The organism is Halobellus rarus (assembly GCF_024494595.1).
In the GTDB taxonomy this organism is placed as follows: domain Archaea; phylum Halobacteriota; class Halobacteria; order Halobacteriales; family Haloferacaceae; genus Haloquadratum; species Haloquadratum rarum.
The window spans coordinates 133033-148943 of record NZ_JANHDI010000013.1; the positions used below are offsets into that span (position 1 = coordinate 133033).

The 15911-nt window shown below is 61.0% G+C and carries 13 protein-coding genes, 1 tRNA gene and 2 pseudogenes; 10 read left to right on the forward strand and 6 right to left on the reverse strand.

The features are described from left to right. Nucleotides 1-252: 252 nt before the first annotated feature. Both NO876_RS15535 and NO876_RS18165 read left to right on the forward strand, forming a co-directional pair. Nucleotides 253-582, forward strand: a pseudogene (locus NO876_RS15535) (ArsR/SmtB family transcription factor); the annotation flags it as partial. Next, entirely contained in the window at nt 580-1098 is a 519-nt protein-coding gene (locus NO876_RS18165) for a hypothetical protein (RefSeq protein ID WP_425601467.1), read from the forward strand. The pseudogene NO876_RS15535 and the gene NO876_RS18165, both read left to right, overlap by 3 nt. A gap of 26 nt (nt 1099-1124) precedes the next feature. On the opposite strand, the gene NO876_RS15540 is transcribed toward NO876_RS18165, so the two are convergent. Continuing rightward, nucleotides 1125-1688, reverse strand: a complete 564-nt coding sequence (locus NO876_RS15540) for a hypothetical protein (protein ID WP_256422581.1) — start codon at nt 1686-1688, stop codon at nt 1125-1127. 121 nt (nt 1689-1809) lie between these two features. On the opposite strand from NO876_RS15540, the gene gatD reads away from it, so the two are divergent. The 4 genes from gatD to NO876_RS15560 all read left to right on the forward strand — a co-directional run bounded on the left by gatD (nt 1810) and on the right by NO876_RS15560 (nt 6313). Continuing rightward, nucleotides 1810-3063 carry a Glu-tRNA(Gln) amidotransferase subunit GatD gene (gatD, locus tag NO876_RS15545; RefSeq protein ID WP_256422582.1) on the forward strand — a complete coding sequence of 418 codons (1254 nt, stop codon included), beginning with the start codon at nt 1810-1812 and terminating at the stop codon, nt 3061-3063. Between the two features lie 60 nt (nt 3064-3123). Further along, the gene (locus tag NO876_RS15550; protein WP_256422583.1) at nt 3124-3447 is read left to right on the forward strand and encodes a DNA-binding protein; all 324 of its coding nucleotides are present in this window, start codon (nt 3124-3126) and stop codon (nt 3445-3447) included. Beyond that, nucleotides 3437-4939, forward strand: a complete 1503-nt coding sequence (locus NO876_RS15555; protein WP_256422584.1) for a hypothetical protein — start codon at nt 3437-3439, stop codon at nt 4937-4939. Before NO876_RS15550 ends, NO876_RS15555 begins: the two co-directional genes overlap by 11 nt. Before the next feature lie 69 nt (nt 4940-5008). Further along, nucleotides 5009-6313, forward strand: coding sequence for a 5'-deoxyadenosine deaminase (locus NO876_RS15560; protein WP_256422585.1), 1305 nt, complete (start codon nt 5009-5011; stop codon nt 6311-6313). Between the two features lie 21 nt (nt 6314-6334). On the opposite strand, the gene NO876_RS15565 is transcribed toward NO876_RS15560, so the two are convergent. From NO876_RS15565 to NO876_RS15585, 5 genes and pseudogenes are all read right to left on the reverse strand, one after another. After that, nucleotides 6335-7513, reverse strand: coding sequence for a DNA-methyltransferase (locus tag NO876_RS15565; protein WP_256422586.1), 1179 nt, complete (start codon nt 7511-7513; stop codon nt 6335-6337). A gap of 157 nt (nt 7514-7670) precedes the next feature. Further along, nucleotides 7671-7745 (reverse strand) — tRNA-Glu (locus tag NO876_RS15570). A 107-nt stretch (nt 7746-7852) separates the two neighbouring features. After that, on the reverse strand, nt 7853-8272 hold the full coding sequence (locus NO876_RS15575) for a universal stress protein (protein WP_256422587.1): 420 nt from the start codon (nt 8270-8272) through the stop codon (nt 7853-7855). 97 nt (nt 8273-8369) lie between these two features. Continuing rightward, entirely contained in the window at nt 8370-10379 is a 2010-nt protein-coding gene (locus NO876_RS15580) for a 3-hydroxyacyl-CoA dehydrogenase/enoyl-CoA hydratase family protein (RefSeq protein WP_256422588.1), read from the reverse strand. An 84-nt stretch (nt 10380-10463) separates the two neighbouring features. Next, nucleotides 10464-10649: pseudogene (locus tag NO876_RS15585) on the reverse strand (DNA-3-methyladenine glycosylase family protein); the annotation flags it as partial. 63 nt (nt 10650-10712) lie between these two features. Here NO876_RS15585 and NO876_RS15590 point away from each other — a divergent pair. From NO876_RS15590 to NO876_RS15605, 4 genes are all read left to right on the forward strand, one after another. Next, a complete protein-coding gene (locus tag NO876_RS15590) occupies nt 10713-11225 on the forward strand; it encodes a hypothetical protein (RefSeq protein WP_256422590.1) in 513 nt (170 codons plus the stop codon). Beyond that, complete coding sequence (locus NO876_RS15595; RefSeq protein ID WP_256422591.1) at nt 11222-12181, forward strand: tyrosine-type recombinase/integrase; 960 nt, start codon at nt 11222-11224, stop codon at nt 12179-12181. The genes NO876_RS15590 and NO876_RS15595 overlap by 4 nt, the downstream gene beginning before the upstream one ends. Nucleotides 12182-12600: 419 nt before the next feature. Further along, a complete protein-coding gene (locus NO876_RS15600) occupies nt 12601-13557 on the forward strand; it encodes a hypothetical protein (protein ID WP_256422592.1) in 957 nt (318 codons plus the stop codon). Nucleotides 13558-14216: 659 nt separating this feature from the next. Beyond that, on the forward strand, nt 14217-15794 hold the full coding sequence (locus NO876_RS15605; protein ID WP_256422593.1) for a hypothetical protein: 1578 nt from the start codon (nt 14217-14219) through the stop codon (nt 15792-15794). Nucleotides 15795-15911: the final 117 nt, after the last annotated feature.

Here is a 15911-nt window from a genome sequence, read left to right on the forward strand (position 1 = left end):
ATCACCCCGCGTCGGGCCGCGGTTGCTCGGCACGTCGACGCGGGAGGCGATGGCGACGACGCGAGAGTCGACAGTGAGGACCTCGAGAGCGGGCGTCGTCGCCGGCGGTGTGCCGGCTGTTTGCCCCTACAGCGCACCTGTCGTTCTCCAGCCGCGGCACACCGTTCGTCCGCCACGCGTCCCGGTGTCGTCCGGCAGTTTCCCGTCTATCGATGCGTCAGCGTCTTACGTCTCGGCGATTTACCTTCGGTTATGGACTCTGCGGTACTGCTTGATCTCCTCGGGAACGAGAACCGGCGGCGCATCCTCCGGCTCCTCTCGCACAAACCGTGTTACGTCACCGAGATCAGCGAGTACCTCGGGGTCAGTCCGAAGGCCGTCATCGACCACCTGCGGCGACTCGAGGAGGCCGGCCTCGTCGAGAGCCGGACGGACGATCAGCGCCGGAAGTACTTTCACATCGCGCGGAACCTCAGGCTGGAGGTGAGCGTTTCCCCGTACCGCTTCGGTGCCAAGAGCGCCTACCCGGCCAGCCGGAGCCTCGATATGCGCGGCCGCTGTCAGCACATCTCGCTCGACATTCCCGCGCCGAACGGTCGAACGCGCGAGGACGACCGGGACGCTGAAGATCAGGACGCTGAGAGCGACAGCGAGGACGGGGAGTCGGACTCGCGACAGCGGATCGACCCCTGCGGGAACGACGAGACGGACGGAAAGGCCGGCAGACCGGACGCCGTGGACTCGGACGTCGGCGACTCGTCCGTCGAGCGACCGGCGGTCGACGAGCCGGACGACGTGGCCGAACTCGCCCGGCAGTACGCCTACCTCGAAGACGTCGAGAGCGAACTCTCGCTCGCACAGCGGTGGGTTCACGGTCGGGTGACCGACGTCCTCGACGATCTCTCAGAGCGGATCGGAGCCGAAGCCGACAGTCGGTTCTACGCCGAACTCCTCGCGGCTATCGCTCACGAGTCGAAGAGCGCCCGCGAGGTCGCTCGCGAGCTCAACGCGAATCCCGAGCGGGTCGAGACGGCACTCGACCGGTTGTCCGAGCAGGAACTCGTCGAGTACGACGGGACCGGCTGGCGGATCGTCTGACCCCACCGGAGATCGCACCCACTCTCTCAGACCTCCCGAGTGAGTCCGTCCCGGAGGTCGCGACCGAAGTAATGGCCCGCGAGCGACGCGAGCAGCCCCGCTCCCGTTCCGACGCCGGCGATGGCGACGCCGTAGTCCGCGAGGACCTGCACCGCTACCGGCGCGAAGACGCTCGTGAGCGTCCCGAGGACGAACGCGATCCCGGCGGCGATCGCGCCCGCGAGGCCGACTTCGAGATACCGCCGTCGCGAACCGACGGCTCCGACGACGAAGGCGACGAGGAACAGGCCGAAGAACTGTCCGACAGATCCCACGAGCGGGATCGATCCGCCCGCGACGACCCCGACGAGCGAGAGCGCGAGGACGACGAGGAACGATCGGGCCGAAAACGACCCCCGCAACGGTCGCGGCCGCGAGGGGAGCAGCCCGCGGAGACGGCCGACGCCCGTCGACCGGTCGCGACTGGCGCGGTCCGATCCCGCCGTCGGGCGCGACGCCTCCCCGACCGCGTCCCTGTCGTCCCCGTCGTCGTCGAGTAGCGAGGCGGGATCGACCGCCTCTCCTCGGTCCCGTTCGCTGGAGCGCTGCATAGAGATACATCGGTCTCGCGGGTCCTGACTCTTGTGCCGGTCGGGAGCGACCGCGGCGGACCGCTTCCCCCGCGCGCCGCGAACGAATGGATTCAAGTCCGCGCCACCGGTATCGCCGAGTATGAACGCCGGAGACCGCGTCCGCGTCGAGCGCGCGGGCGTCACGAACGAGGGCGTCCTGATGCCCTCCTCGACGCCGGACCACCTCGTCGTCAAGCTCGACGGCGGGTACAACGTCGGGATCGACCGCGAAGACGCCGACGTGGACGTCCTCGAATCGGACGCCTACGACGTCGAAGCCGCCCAGTCCGATTCCGACGAGAGCGAGATCGCCTTCGACGACGACCTCCCGACCGTCTCGCTCATCTCGACCGGCGGGACCATCGCGTCGACAGTCGACTACCGCACCGGGGCCGTCACGGCTCAGTTCGACGCCGAGGACGTGCTCCGCGCCGTCCCCGATCTCGCCGGCCGCGCCAACTACCGCGGCCGGGTCGTCACGAACATCCTCTCGGAGAACATGACGCCCGCGGTGTGGCGCGAACTCGCCGAGGCCGTCGCCGAGGAGATCCGCGCCGGCGCGGACGGCGTCGTCGTGATGCACGGCACCGACACGATGCAGTTCTCCGCCTCGGCGCTGTCGTACATGCTCGACACGCCGGTCCCGATCGTCTTCACGGGCAGTCAGCGCTCGGCGGACCGTCCCTCCTCGGACAACGTGATGAACGCCGTCTGCGCCGTCGAGGCCGCGAAGGCCGACGCCGCCGAGGTGCTGGTCTGTATGCACGCTTCGACGTCCGACGACGTCTGCGCGCTCCACCGCGGCACGCGCGTCCGAAAGAACCACACCTCCCGGCGCGACGCGTTCGAGACGGTCGGCGCGGAGCCGCTCGGAGCGGTCGATTACGACGCCGAGACGGTCGAATTCAGACGCGAATACGCCGAGCGCGACGCGGTCGATCTCGACGTTCGGACGGAGCTGAACGAGAACGTCGACCTGCTGAAGTTCACGCCCGGGATGGACGTCGATAGATACGCCGAGATGCTTCGATCGGCAGACCTCGACGGAGTGGTCGTCGAGGGTACCGGCCTCGGACACGTCCACACGGACTTCATTCCGGTGCTCGAAGAACTCGTCGACGAGGGCGTCGTCGTCGCGATGACGAGCCAGTGTCTCGAAGGTCGGGTCTGCGACCGCGTGTACGACACCGGCCGCGACCTGCTCGACGCCGGCGTCGTCGAGGCCGGCGACACGCTCCCCGGGACGGCGAAGGTGAAGCTGATGTGGGCGCTCGCGAACCGCGACGACCCGGCCGAGGCGATGCGCCGCTCCGTCGCCGGCGAGTTGCAGGAGCGCTCAGTTCCCTGGACGTAGGCCGATTCGAGTCGAAGGCGACCCGACTGCCCGGCTGTTGACACGCCGACCGAGACCACGATGACTGATACCCATTCCGCCGTGACGGCCGGCGACCGCGAGGAAACGCCCAGCGACCCCAGCGATAGGGCCGCGTCTGACGTCGGTGACTCCCCCGAATACGTCTGCGGGGACTGCGATCGACGGTTCTACACCGAAGATCTGCTCGTTCTCCATCGGGGGGTCGCGCACCCGAACGCGCTCGACGACGCCGAGCGGGAGGCGTATCGGAAGGCGTACGCCGCCGAGGAGCGCGCGATCCGCTCGTTCCGCATCCGCGCGCTGGGGATCCTCGTAGCGTTGTACTTCGGCTTCCTCTTTCTCTACGTGTTCTATGCGTCCTGATCCCGACAGCCGCGGCCCGCAGACGTGGCGGTGGAGCCGACTGGCAGCCAGAATCGGGACGCTCGCCCTCGCCGCCATCGGGGTACTGCTGCTCGCTCGTGGCGTCGCCGCCAGCAACGCGGCCGTCGGCCTCTCGGACGCGTCGGGCGACGGCCTCGCCGTGCCCCGCTGGCTCTACGTCGCGACCGGCGGGGCGGCGATCGGCGCCTCGGCGCTCCTGGCCGGATTCGTGACCGACCGCGCGTTCGTCGAACGCGTCCACGAGTGGCGACGGGACGCCGGGGCCGGCGACCGGTTCTACGCCGTCGGAAGTACCCTCGCCGCGCTTCTCGGGGTCGTCCTGTTCGCGCTCGTGGTCTACCGCGGATTCACCGGTCCACAGCTCGCGACGGTCAACTTCGCGGTCGTGGTGGTCTTCGCCGGCGGCCGCGCGGGACTGACGATGGCGGCCTACGCGATCGGAAACGTCTGGCCGGCGCTGAACCCCTTCGACTCGGTCGGCTCGCGCCTCCCGAACGGGTTCGTCGACTACCCCGATCGACTGGGCCGGTGGCCCGCCGTCGCCGGTATCCTGCTTCTCGTCTGGGTGGAGACGACGACCGGCGTCACCGACACTCCCCGGGCGCTCGCGGTCGCCGCAGCCGTCTACGGCGTCGTCGCGGTCGGCGGAACCGTCCTCGTCGGCGGCGACGCGTGGTTCCGGAACGTCGATCCCCTCTCGACGTTCTTCCGGTTCTACGGTCGGGCCGCCCCGCTCGCCTGGGAGGGCGGACGGCTCCGCGCCTCGCTCCCGGCGATGCGACTCGTCGAGGTCGACCGCGGGGCAGACGCCGCGGGAGACGAACGCGAGAGAACCGACGGCGGCAACGTCGACCGACACCGACTCGTGACCGGCCTCGACGACGTCGCCGTCGCCGTCGCGTTGGTCTGGGAACTGACGTTCAGCGGCTTCGTCACGACCGAGCAGGGGGCCGCCGCCGTCAGAGGCGTCGTCAGCGCCGGCGTTCCGCCGATCGCGGTCTACGCGTTGCTCTTCGTCGGCGGCTTCGCGCTCTTCTACGGCGCGTTCCTCCTGGCGGCGCGCGTCTCCGTCCGGCGGATCCTGACGACGCGGACGTCCCGGGAGCTGGCGATCGCCTTCGCGCCGTCGCTCTTGGTCGTGGCCGCAGGCTACCACCTGGCGCACTACTTCGCGTTTTTCCTGTCGCTGTCCCCCTCGCTTTCGGCCGTGCTCGCGACGCCGCTGTCCGCGCCGACGAACCCGATCGTGCTCACCCTCCCAGCGTGGGTGTCGGCGCTCAACATCGGCTTCGTCCTCGGCGGTCACCTGGTCGCCATCTGGGTGGCGCACTCGATCGCGTATCGACTGTTCCCCAGTCGACTGCAGGCGATCCGGAGTCAGTACCCGTTCGTCTTCGTGATGATCGGCTACACCGTCGCGAGCCTGTGGCTGATCTCGCTGCCGACGGCGACGCCGGCGTTCCTCGGATAGGGGTGTTATGGCCGATCCGGAGCGCACGAGCGCAAGGCACTTGACGACGCGCACACTCCGAGCGGTGGGATGCTACTGGCAGGGACTGTCGTCGCCGATCCGGAGACCGTCTACGAGGAGGGCGCGGTCGTCGTCGGGGGGGAGACGATCGAGGCCGTCGGGCCGCGGTCGGACCTCGAAGACGCCTACCCCGACCACGCGGTCCGGGAGTTCGACCTCCTCTCGCCCGGCCTCGTCGGCGGCCACGTCCACTCGGTGCAGAGCGTCGGACGCGGGATCGCCGACGACACGGCGCTCTTGGAGTGGCTCTTCGAACACGTGCTCCCGATGGAGGCGTCGCTCGACCGCGAGGAGATGCGGACGGCGGCCGAACTCGGTTACCTGGAGCTGCTGGAGAGCGGGACGACGACCGCGATCGACCACCTGTCGGTTCGACACGCCGAATCTGCGTTCGAGGCGGCGATCGACCTCGGGGTCCGCGGCCGACTCGGCAAGGTGCTGATGGACAAACGCGCGCCGGACGGGTTGCGGGAGGACACCGACGAGGCGCTCTCGACGACCGAACGGCTGCTCAAAACGTACCACGGCGCGGCCGACGGGCGGATCCGGTACGCGGTCACGCCGCGGTTCGCCGTGAGCTGTACCGAGGCGTGCCTCCGCGGCTCGCGGGAGATCGCTGATCGCTACGACGGCGTTCGGATCCACACCCACGCCAGCGAGAACGAAGATGAGATCGAGACCGTCGAGTCCGACACGGGAATGCGGAACATCGCGTGGCTCGACGAGGTGGGCCTGACCGGCGAGGACGTCGTGCTCGCCCACTGCGTGCACACGACAGAGCGCGAGCGCGACATCCTCGAACGGACCGGAACGCACGTCACCTACTGCCCCTCGTCGAATATGAAGCTCGCCTCCGGAATCGCGCCGATCGCGGACTACCTCGATCGCGGAATCGACGTCGCGCTCGGCAACGACGGCCCGCCGTGCAACAACACGCTCGACCCCTTCACGGAGATGCGGCAGGCGAGCCTCCTCCAGAAGGTCGACCGGCTGGACCCGCAGGTCACGCCCGCACAGGTCGTCTTCGAGATGGCGACGCTCGGCGGGGCCCGCGCCGCGGGATTCGAGAAAGTCGGCGCGCTCCGGGAGGGCTGGAAAGCCGACGTGATCGCCCTCGACACCGACCTGACGCGCGCGACGCCGCTCTTCGACCCGCTCTCGCATCTCGTCTTCTCGGCACACGGCGACGACGTGACCTTCACCATGGTCGACGGCGACGTGGTCTACGACGAGGCCTTCGGCGGCCTCCAGACCGGCGACGCCGACGACGTCCGCGAGCGCGCGCGCCGCGTCGCAGACGGGCTTCGAGACTGACCGCCGCTTCGTTCGGATTCGCTACGCGTCGCCGACGGGGGCGTACTGTACCAGGTACTCCGTCTGGCTCTCCTCGACGTCGCCGGCGTCCTCGCCGGATCCGACTCTCTCGACGTCGTCGACGACCCGAAACCTGATCTCTCGCTCCTGTCGCGTCCGCACCGGGAAGTCGTAGTGCGTCGCCTCGTAGTCGAACGCCGTTCCGTCCGCGCGGGCCTCACGGACGTACCGTCGATGCGCGGCGAGGCGCTCGGAGACAACGCGTCGCGACCGCTCGGGGACGTCGACGACCCGCTCGTCGAGCGCCGAGAGGTTGCCCGGGTCGAGTTCGTAGCCGACGGAGTCGCGACCGGCGACCATCGCCGCGAGGGTCGTCGTTCCCGTGCCCAAGAACGGGTCGAGGACGGTGTCGCCGTAGATCGAGTGCATACAGACGAGTCGGTACGGGATCTCGAAGGGGTACGCGCCGGTCCGGCTGCGATCGACCGTCGCGGACTTGCCCGCCCCGGACGCGACGTCGTCGCCCGCTCGGTCGGTACCCTCCCCCCGTTCGTCGCCGCTGCCTGCCCGCTCGCTGTCGCCCGCGTCGTCGCGTTCTTGTCTCGTCCCCCGGACGTCGGTCCAGACGTCCGAGAACCACCGATTTCGCTCCTCCCAGAAGTACGCCGACTCGTACCGGCGAGTCGCTCTCGGATCGAACTCCCGACTCGCGGGCCCGTTTCGGAACAGGAGGACGTGCTCGTGTTCGAGCGTCACGTAGGCGTTCGGGGGCACCATCCCGCTCCCGAGAAACTTCGCCGCGGCGTTGGTCGGCTTCCGCCAGAGGACGTCGGGCAGCGGGTCGAATCCCACCGATTCGAGCGCCTCGATCACCCGCACGTGGTTCGGGTACACGCGATACCGGCCGCCGAACGTCCGAGTGGCGTCGCCGACGACGACGGCCGCGATACCGCCGGGGGCGAGCACGCGGGCGACCTCGTGCCAGACGGCATCGAGACACTCGTGCATCGCCTCGAACGCCCGCTCGCCGTCGCCGTCTTCGAGCGCCGCCGCGACCGCCGCCGACTGGCCGGCGAACTGGTCGTCCCACATCTCGATCATCGGGTACGGCGGGGAGGTGACGACGAGGTCGACCGCGCCGTCCTCGACGTCCGACATATCGATCGCGTCGCCGGCGCGGATGCGATGCCGGGATTCCATTATAAGATGTTTCCGCAGCGTCACGTATAGTTCCCGTCGGTGGTGCGTCCGACCGTCGGACGCCCGCGGGTCGCGGAGGGGGTTCGGTCCGCTATCGAAGTGAGAGCAGTTCGCGCGAGCTACCTCGCTGTCGCTCGATGATTTGCTACGGGAGAAGTGCTCGGTCAGGGATTTGAACCCTGGTCCTCGGCTCGAAAGGCCAAGATGATTGGCCGGACTACACCAACCGAGCCTGCATTCACACGTGGCGGATATACTCGTTTAAAGATTCCGTTACGGGGGCGGTGCGGCACTGATTCGCGTACGTTCGGTGGCGGTGCGCTTGATCGAGATTACCGGTCACCGAACGACGGTCACCGGCACCGGTGAGCGGTTGAACACCGTCTTCGCGACGTCGCCGACGATGAGTCGGTCGCGGAGCGTGCCGCCGTGACTGCCGATGACGACGGCGTCGAACTCTTCGGCCCGAGTGACGATCTCGCGCGCCGGCGCGCCGTACCCCACTGTCGTCGTGATCTCGCGCCCGTGCTCGTCGGCGATCTTTCGGGCGCGATCGAGCACGGGTGCGGCGATCTCCTCGGCCTTCTTCCGGGGGTCGTCGGCCATCGCGATGGACGTCGCTTTCCACATCAGCTGTGACGGCTCGCCGACGACGGCCAACACGGTGAGTTCCGCGTCCCCGTGCATATCGAGCGCGTAGCGCAGCGCTTCCGCCGCCATCTCCGAGTCGTCCATCGCGACGAGGACTCGTGACACCATACCTACACGGTCGGACGGCTCGGGGATAAGTCTAGACGGCGCGAACGTGCCGATCGCCCGTCGGAACCGAAGGCTGTTCAGCACACGCGCGACAGCGTCACTTCCCCTCGAACTCGGGCTCGCCGTCGCCCATGAACGCCGTCATTCCCTCCATCAGGTCGTCCGTGTCGAAGAGCAGGCCGAACGACTGCGCCTCCACGTCGAGGCCGGCGTCGACGTCGTCCCAGCCGCGGTGCATCGCGCGCTTGGTGTACCGCTGGGCGATCGGGGGCCCGGCGGCGAGGTCGCGGGCGAACTCGAACGCTCGCTCGTCGAACTCGTCGTTCGCGGTCACCTCGTTGACGAATCCGTAGTCGGCCATCTTTTCGGCGTCGTAGCGGTCGGCGGTGAAGATGATCTCCTTCGCCCGACCCATACCGACGATGCGCTGGAGTCGGGCGGTGCCGCCCCACCCGGGCAGGAGGCCGAGATCGTGTTCGGGCTGCCCGAACTCCGAGCGCTCCGACGCGATTCGGAGGTCCGCCCCCATCGCGAGTTCCATCCCGCCGCCGAGGCAGTAGCCGTCTATCCCGGCGACGACCGGCAGCGGCGAAGATTCCAGGCGGCCGAACGTCTCCTGACCGAGTCGCGAGAGGTCGGCCGCCCGGTTGACGTCGCCCGCGCCGCCCGCCATCGCCTGGATGTCCGCGCCCGCGGAGAACGCGCGGTCGCCGGTCCCGGTGATCAGGATCGTTCGGACCGCCTCGTCGTCCTCGAAGCACTCGACGGCGTCGCGGAGCTCCTCCAAGACGCCGTCGGTGATCGTGTTCATCCGGTGCGGACGGTCCAGTTCGACGTGGCCGACGCGCTCTCTGATCTCGACCGAGAGGTCCTCGTAGTCGTAGCCGCCGTCGCCTCCCGAACCGCTCGCCTCGTCTGCGCCGCCAGCGGCCCTCTCGTCCGCGTGGAAGCCGCCGCCGGTCTCGGCCAGTTCGCGCAGGTACGAGACGGCCTCGTAGCGCTCCTCACCCGTCTCCTCGTACCGTTCGTCGAGGACGTCGAGGAGGTGTTCCACGTCGGCCTCGTCCACCATCTTCGCGGGGCCGTCGGACCAGCGGCCGCCGAGCTTCACCGCCGTGTCGATCGATTCGGCGTCAGCGACCTCGTCTTCGATCAGGCCGGCGACCTCGTTCGCGAGCACGGCCAGGAGTCGATCCGCCACGTCCTCTCGCACCCGATCGGAGGGGACCTGCGCACCCTCACCGGTCTCGTAGTCGTAGAAACCCGCGCCGGTCTTCCTGCCGAGTTCCTCGGCGTCGACCTTCGATTCGAGCAGCGGGCAGGGGCGGTAGGCGTCGCCGAGTTCCTCGTGCATGTATTCGAGGACGTGATACCCGACGTCGATACCGACCTGATCGGCCAGCTCGAAACTGCCCATCGGGAGGCCGAGTCCGTACTTCGTCGTCGAGTCGACCTCTTCTACTGTCGCGTCGCCGGTCTCGACCATCCAGGCCGCCTCGTTCATCAGCGGGACGAGCACGCGGTTGACGATGAACCCCGGACTGTCCCCGCGGACGCGAACGGGCGTCTTACCCATCCGCTCGGCGAGCGCCGAGATCAGTTCCAGCGTCGACTCGCTCGTCTCCGCGCCGGCGATGACCTCGACGAGGTCCATCCGAACCGGCGGGTTGAAAAAGTGCATTCCGCAGAACTGCTCGGGCCGTTCGGTCACGCCGGCCAGTTCGGTGATCGAGAGGCTGGAGGTGTTCGTCGCGAAGACCGTCCGGTCGGGCGCGGCCGCCTCCAGGTCGGCGTAGACGTCCTTCTTGATCGCCATCTTCTCGGGGACGGCCTCGATCGCGACGTCGACGTCCTCGACCGCCTCGGCGAGGTCCACGTGCGCCGAGACGCGGTCGAGCGTCGCGTCGGCGTCCGCCTCCTCGATCTGCCCCTGTTCGACGAGTTTGCCCAGCGACCACTCGATCTGTTCGTAGCCGTCCTCGACGAACTCCGTCTCGATGTCGCGGAGGCGGACCTCGAAGCCGGCGAGGGCGGCCACCTCGGCGATGCCGTGTCCCATACTTCCCGCTCCGAGAACCGCGATAGCGTTGACGTCGTCGATGTCCATACCGCATCGTCGGAGCCTCGGTGTTTCAACGTTTCCTTCGCCCGGAAAATAAACTCAATCAGAGTTTTTGGGCCCCTCGAGTCGTCAATCGACGACTCGCCAGAGATACCGGCTCGCGTAGCTGCGGTAGGGTCGCCACCGCTCGGCGTGGGCCGTCATCCCGTCTCTGTCCCCGTCGTCGTAGCCGTACAGTTCCGCCATCGCCTTCCGGACGCCGAGGTCCTCGACCGGGAAGACGTCGGGGCGGCCGAGCACGTAGATGAGGTACATCAATATTCTTCTTTCAAGTAATTTCTGTAAAGGCTTATCACGAATAGCTACGAACACAGAAGTATGGGAGAGAGAAAGCCCCAAATCAACGTAGCAGTCAACCCGGAGCGCAAAGAGACATGGGAGAGAGTCGTTGAAGAGGACGGACGATTTTCTTCGATGAGTCAATTGATCCGTACTGCGGTATCCCGAGAGATTAGCGGGAGTCACGACAATACGAACGACTCAGGCAAAGACGTAGCCGAATTAAAGGACCGGATCGAATCCTTAGAGAACACAATTCAGGGTATGGGTAGTGACTTTCAGGAATTGAAGGGAATCATTCAGGCACAGACTCCCACCAATCAAAACCTACGAAGTGAGGTTTTCGCTGCCCTCCCCGAAACAGAGATAGGATCACACAAGGCGGACACTCCCGAAGAGGTAGCAGCAAAGATCGGTGGTCCGGTTGATGCTGAGTCCGTATCTGACGTACTTGATGAGTTAGCCGCTGAAACCGGACAAGTTGAATCATTCTTCTCCGAAGAGGATGGGGAGAGAACAATCAGGTACTCGAAGAAGGGTGACAGCCTATGAGCTACCCTCAGGTTGTAGACGATTGGCTATCGGATAGGGAGATGATGTATGACTCTGAGAAGTCGTACAAGAAGCGTGAGAGTGACGTGAGGCAATTTGTAGGGTGGCTACAGGATAACGACAAGTCGTTTGATCCAATCGACAGAGAACGACATAAGCAGCTTCTCCATAGGTACTTTCTGAGTTTGAAGAGCGACGGATATGCTCGCAATACGATCCTTGGACGATGGGATACACTCAGGATGCTATACGACGACTTAGCCGGGTTTCAAGACGAGATTGAAGAGACTCCTTTTGAAGAGTTATATAAAAAATCGAACTACCTACCCGACAAAACCAGAGATGAAACCAAGAGCGAAAAGCCATACGTCACTCTCGAAGACAAGAATCTACTTTGCGAAAATGTGACTCCCCCGGCTTTCAGAAATGAGTTGATGATCCGGCTTATGTGGCAAACCGGACTCAGGGAGGGAGAAGTGGCTAATCTGAGAGTTGAGGACGTAAACCTTGAAGAAAACAAACTAGACAAATTTTGGTCGCCAAAGATTCAGACGGAAAGGACAGTCACCTTCAAGGAGTCCCTGAATTGGTGGTTATCTGAATGGCTTCAGGGAGGATACAGAGACTCATATCCTACTGCTAAGGAGTCCGAATACCTCTTTCTGACCAATCGTTCGGAGAAAATGCCCGACGATAGACCTAACAAGATCATCAAGAAGGCCGCTGATAACGCTGGCATTCAGGGTGTCCTGAAAATCGATAAGGCGGGGAAAACGCGACACAAGATCACCTCCCACGCTATCAGAAGAGGGCATGCAATGCACTTACTGAAGAACGATGTTGACCTTCGGACAATTCAGAAGCGATTGGGTCATGCCAAGCTAGAAACGACGATGGAATACCTCCCAATTTCTCCGGAGGATACTTCAGACAAGATCGAAGGTATTCAATTCTAGATCTAGTTTTCGCTCCGTCTCCCTCCCCCCGAATAATTTCGCAATCTGAGTGTACACACCGTCATATAATGCAGATGATTAGAGTCCCCATTGATCTACGTCCCCTAACCCTTCTCGAAAAAGAATCTGATAGAACGGGCATATATCCTACTGAGTGATCTTAGATTGGATTCTCATATTCTACTACTTTTGACTTCAGAATTGGACAATCATATACTAATTGTATGTAAAATCATAGGGTTTTTAAGTTTGTAGCTCTTAGAGTATATGCATATGGAACGTACAACGATTCCTCTTGATAAAGAGACGAGGAAGGCCTTAGCAGTAGAAAAAGATCTTCGAGAAGTATCGACGTATGATGAATTACTGCGGCAATTTCTGATTGAGCAATCGTTTTTAGCTAATTGAAGTGATTTACTATGGCACAAAAGAAACATAAATTCGAGAGTAAAGTGGGACCAATCACGAAAGAAGTAGAAGAGTCGGAAGTAGAAGAGCTTCAACGACTCCAAGAAGCGGAACTTTGGCGATACGTCGGGAAAACCGAAGTTAAGAGAAAAGGCCCTAATGTACAACCCCTCCCCGATGAATCCGACGACTCCGGACCAATTGATACTGATTCGATCAAAGAGGATCGGAAGGAAGAGGAACTAGCAGAGGCTTCGAGAGCGTTTCGAGATCACGCGAAACGGAGTAATTCCCCATCATCGGTCGTTTTTGAGGAACTTGCCGACGAAATCGAAGAGAACAACGATTTGTCAGACATCGAAGAGGAATCTGAATCCTCGAATGTCGGCTTGAGGCAAGACGAAAGCTGGTCCGATTTTAAGGTAAGAATGCGAGAAAATAATGTCTCTGTCGGTGAAATGGATTCTCGCACTAAGCGCGAATTGAAGGACTTGAAGAAGGCTTCTCGAATGCGTAAGGGCAAAGGTCACAACTCAACTGCCCTTGCGGAGCATCTTGAGGAAAAGGCTTCCCGACTCCTTGACGAAGCCGACGATTCTCATCCCTCTGATAAGATCAAAGATGAATCGGTCAATGTTGAAATGGCACAAGCTGCTGCTGAAGCCTTCAGGGACCGGGCAAATTCCCCGGACGGATCGGACGCTTGGGAGGAAGTAGCAGAGGAACTTGAACAGAAATCTACCAATGTCGAGACTCAAGTTTTCCCCGATCTAGAAGGATCAACCGTCACACACCACACAGACGGATCAGCGACGGTAAAGACGGAGCATCAAGGCGTCCGAGAAGAATTGCAATCTCTCATGAGTGAGAGCGACGTAGCGCGTCAGATTAGCGACGTAGAGGGAGAGCTTACAGTCGAGATTGATGATCCGGACGAAGCAATCGAGGAACTTGAGGAGGCTATGTAGATGGATATTGACACTAATTTCCGGTGTCTGAAATGCGGAGTCGGACCAATCGAGAGTAACGTATCTTTCGACCGTCACGGGAGGGCAAAGGTCCGTATGACCCTAACAGAAGTATGCTCCGAATGTGGTGAGGAATCAGAGTATCACACATATATGACAAAGAACTTAGGATAAGATTATGAATATCTCCCCATCATTTCGATTTTTGGATAAACCGGATCGAAGGACGAAGATCCTCGAAAGAGATTTTGATACTGATACTGTTACGGTCGAATCAACCAGATTCGAGACTGTTACACACATTGTAGGGTCCGACGATTCAGAGATTCTTTCATACCTTGTGATCGAACCAGACGGAACAGAGCAACCGATTTGGAAATCGAAGGAGTCGGTCGAACCTGTAGACATAGCTATTGGAGTCAGAGCCAAGACGGATCAATCAGTCTCGGAGGGGGTAGTTACTAAGAGTAACCTAGTAACATAATGTAACTAGGTTTCATTTTGTTACCTGATTACTACCTGATACTTCAGGATTTAAATACGTGTAGAACGTAAAGTAATTAAGCGCAAAATCAAACGAAATAAAATCTGAATCGATGTTTCTAATCGATCTGTAAAAATCCCGGTGTGGTACCAACACATCGGGAGGAGAAACCACAATGTCAACATATAATACTAAAGTCGCTGGCGACTATAAGCCTTTCGGAAGTGTAGAACCGTCTATAGAATCTAATAGCGTCTCTGAGCCTTTTATACGGTTCGCAAAGGATGCTACAAAACAGAAACCAAAGCTCCGGTCAATCAATGACCCAATCCCGGAGGATGCACGTTTTGCCTCTCCGATCTACTTTCTATCAGACAAGGAGAAAAAGCGACAAGACCGACTCCCTACGGGATACGAAACCTCTGATACCTGTGTCGCAAAAGAGATTCAAGACTTAGCAGAGGCAGAGGGACGTGTTTACTATCCGATCTACGTTGAATCGGATGCTGAAGTCAACTTAGAAAAGCAAATTGATTGGATACGTCAATTCCTAGTAGAAGAGCTTGGGATTGCTCCAAGCGAATGTACTTGGTACTTCTCGGGGGGTAGATCGATCCATGTTCATACTCCCTATTTAGCGAACGAACGACAGATAACGACTCTCAGGGGTTTGGCTAAGGATTTTGATTACGATCTAGATCCACTAATCTACTCCCAAAAGCGTCAATTCCGACTCCCCGGAATAACCCACGACAAAGGACTCTCGAAGGTCAAAATCGAACCAGATTGGAGTCGTGAGAGGATTATCCGAGAAGCTACGAAGGACGTAACGAAACCAGATACCTTCCGAGAGGTACTGCTTGATACCTTCGACAGAGACGTACTCTCCCAACCTGAAAACTATCTGTGGCAACCTCTCACCGAATCCAAACCTGAAGAGGAACCAGAGCCATTCGATGCCGGATTGAACGAATGGGAGTATCATTCTCCCGGACAGGGACAAGCCATTCACGCAAAATGGAATGCCCACTACTCCCATCCTGTAAGCCCCTATCGTAATGCCGGGAATGGGCAACGGAGTCTTGTCGTTGCCAAAGTTGTAGATGGAGCTTACGGCGAGATTCGAGAATCGTTATATGATGAGAAGGATGAGGAACAGCAGATTATTTTACCCTGTCAGATTCTCCAATTTTTCTCTTGCGACCGAGAATATCAGGTAGAGCGACGGGAATACCGACCGCTTCGACTCTCGAAGTCTGACTATCCGAAGTACAACGACAGGGGGATTGAGAAGGGTGATCTTTTCGTGTTGATCGGAGGGCAATCACGAGAGAGCATCATTCACAAACCCCGTCCATTCGATGCTAAACTTATAGCGGAATCTAAGAACTTTACCGAGGCTATAGAGGTATTAAAATCCTTAGATTATGAAACCGGAGCATCCGGGAATCACTCTACTCCTAAAATCCAAACAGAGAACAGCTCCGGAAAACCAAACGAAACTGAAGCAGGCAAGCTCCAACGACAAGCAGAGAACGGTAACATTGAGAAACTCTCACACGATGAACGACTCAGAGTAGCAAACCGACTGCTACGGATCAACGGAGTCAATGAAACACGAAACTGGTTCAAGCAGCAGTACGGTGATGAATACGATGAGGAGTTGACCAACAAGTTCCTCCGGTCACTCTGTCAGAAATACCCCAATCTACCTGAATACACTCCTAGTAATGTTACTAGGTATAGTATATAGAAGGAAAAGAAAAAGAAGAAAGAGAGAGAATGAATTAGTTATACTGCGGGGATTGGGAATAGAAGACTTCTTTCGACTGTTTTCGGGTATGACAACCCTCCCCACCTATATAAAGGG

Excerpts from the sequence above, each read along its gene's own strand:
- NO876_RS15565 (WP_256422586.1), bottom strand. The coding sequence starts at position 7,513 with ATGGAATCCCGGCATCGCATCCGCGCCGGCGACGCGATCGATATGTCG.
- NO876_RS15595 (WP_256422591.1), top strand. The coding sequence starts at position 11,222 with ATGAGCTACCCTCAGGTTGTAGACGATTGGCTATCGGATAGGGAGATG.
- NO876_RS15605 (WP_256422593.1), top strand. The coding sequence starts at position 14,217 with ATGTCAACATATAATACTAAAGTCGCTGGCGACTATAAGCCTTTCGGA.
- NO876_RS15550 (WP_256422583.1), top strand. The coding sequence starts at position 3,124 with ATGACTGATACCCATTCCGCCGTGACGGCCGGCGACCGCGAGGAAACG.
- NO876_RS15590 (WP_256422590.1), top strand. The coding sequence starts at position 10,713 with ATGGGAGAGAGAAAGCCCCAAATCAACGTAGCAGTCAACCCGGAGCGC.
- NO876_RS15575 (WP_256422587.1), bottom strand. The coding sequence starts at position 8,272 with ATGGTGTCACGAGTCCTCGTCGCGATGGACGACTCGGAGATGGCGGCG.
- NO876_RS15600 (WP_256422592.1), top strand. The coding sequence starts at position 12,601 with ATGGCACAAAAGAAACATAAATTCGAGAGTAAAGTGGGACCAATCACG.
- NO876_RS15560 (WP_256422585.1), top strand. The coding sequence starts at position 5,009 with ATGCTACTGGCAGGGACTGTCGTCGCCGATCCGGAGACCGTCTACGAG.
- NO876_RS15540 (WP_256422581.1), bottom strand. The coding sequence starts at position 1,688 with ATGCAGCGCTCCAGCGAACGGGACCGAGGAGAGGCGGTCGATCCCGCC.
- gatD (WP_256422582.1), top strand. The coding sequence starts at position 1,810 with ATGAACGCCGGAGACCGCGTCCGCGTCGAGCGCGCGGGCGTCACGAAC.
- NO876_RS15580 (WP_256422588.1), bottom strand. The coding sequence starts at position 10,379 with ATGGACATCGACGACGTCAACGCTATCGCGGTTCTCGGAGCGGGAAGT.
- NO876_RS15555 (WP_256422584.1), top strand. The coding sequence starts at position 3,437 with ATGCGTCCTGATCCCGACAGCCGCGGCCCGCAGACGTGGCGGTGGAGC.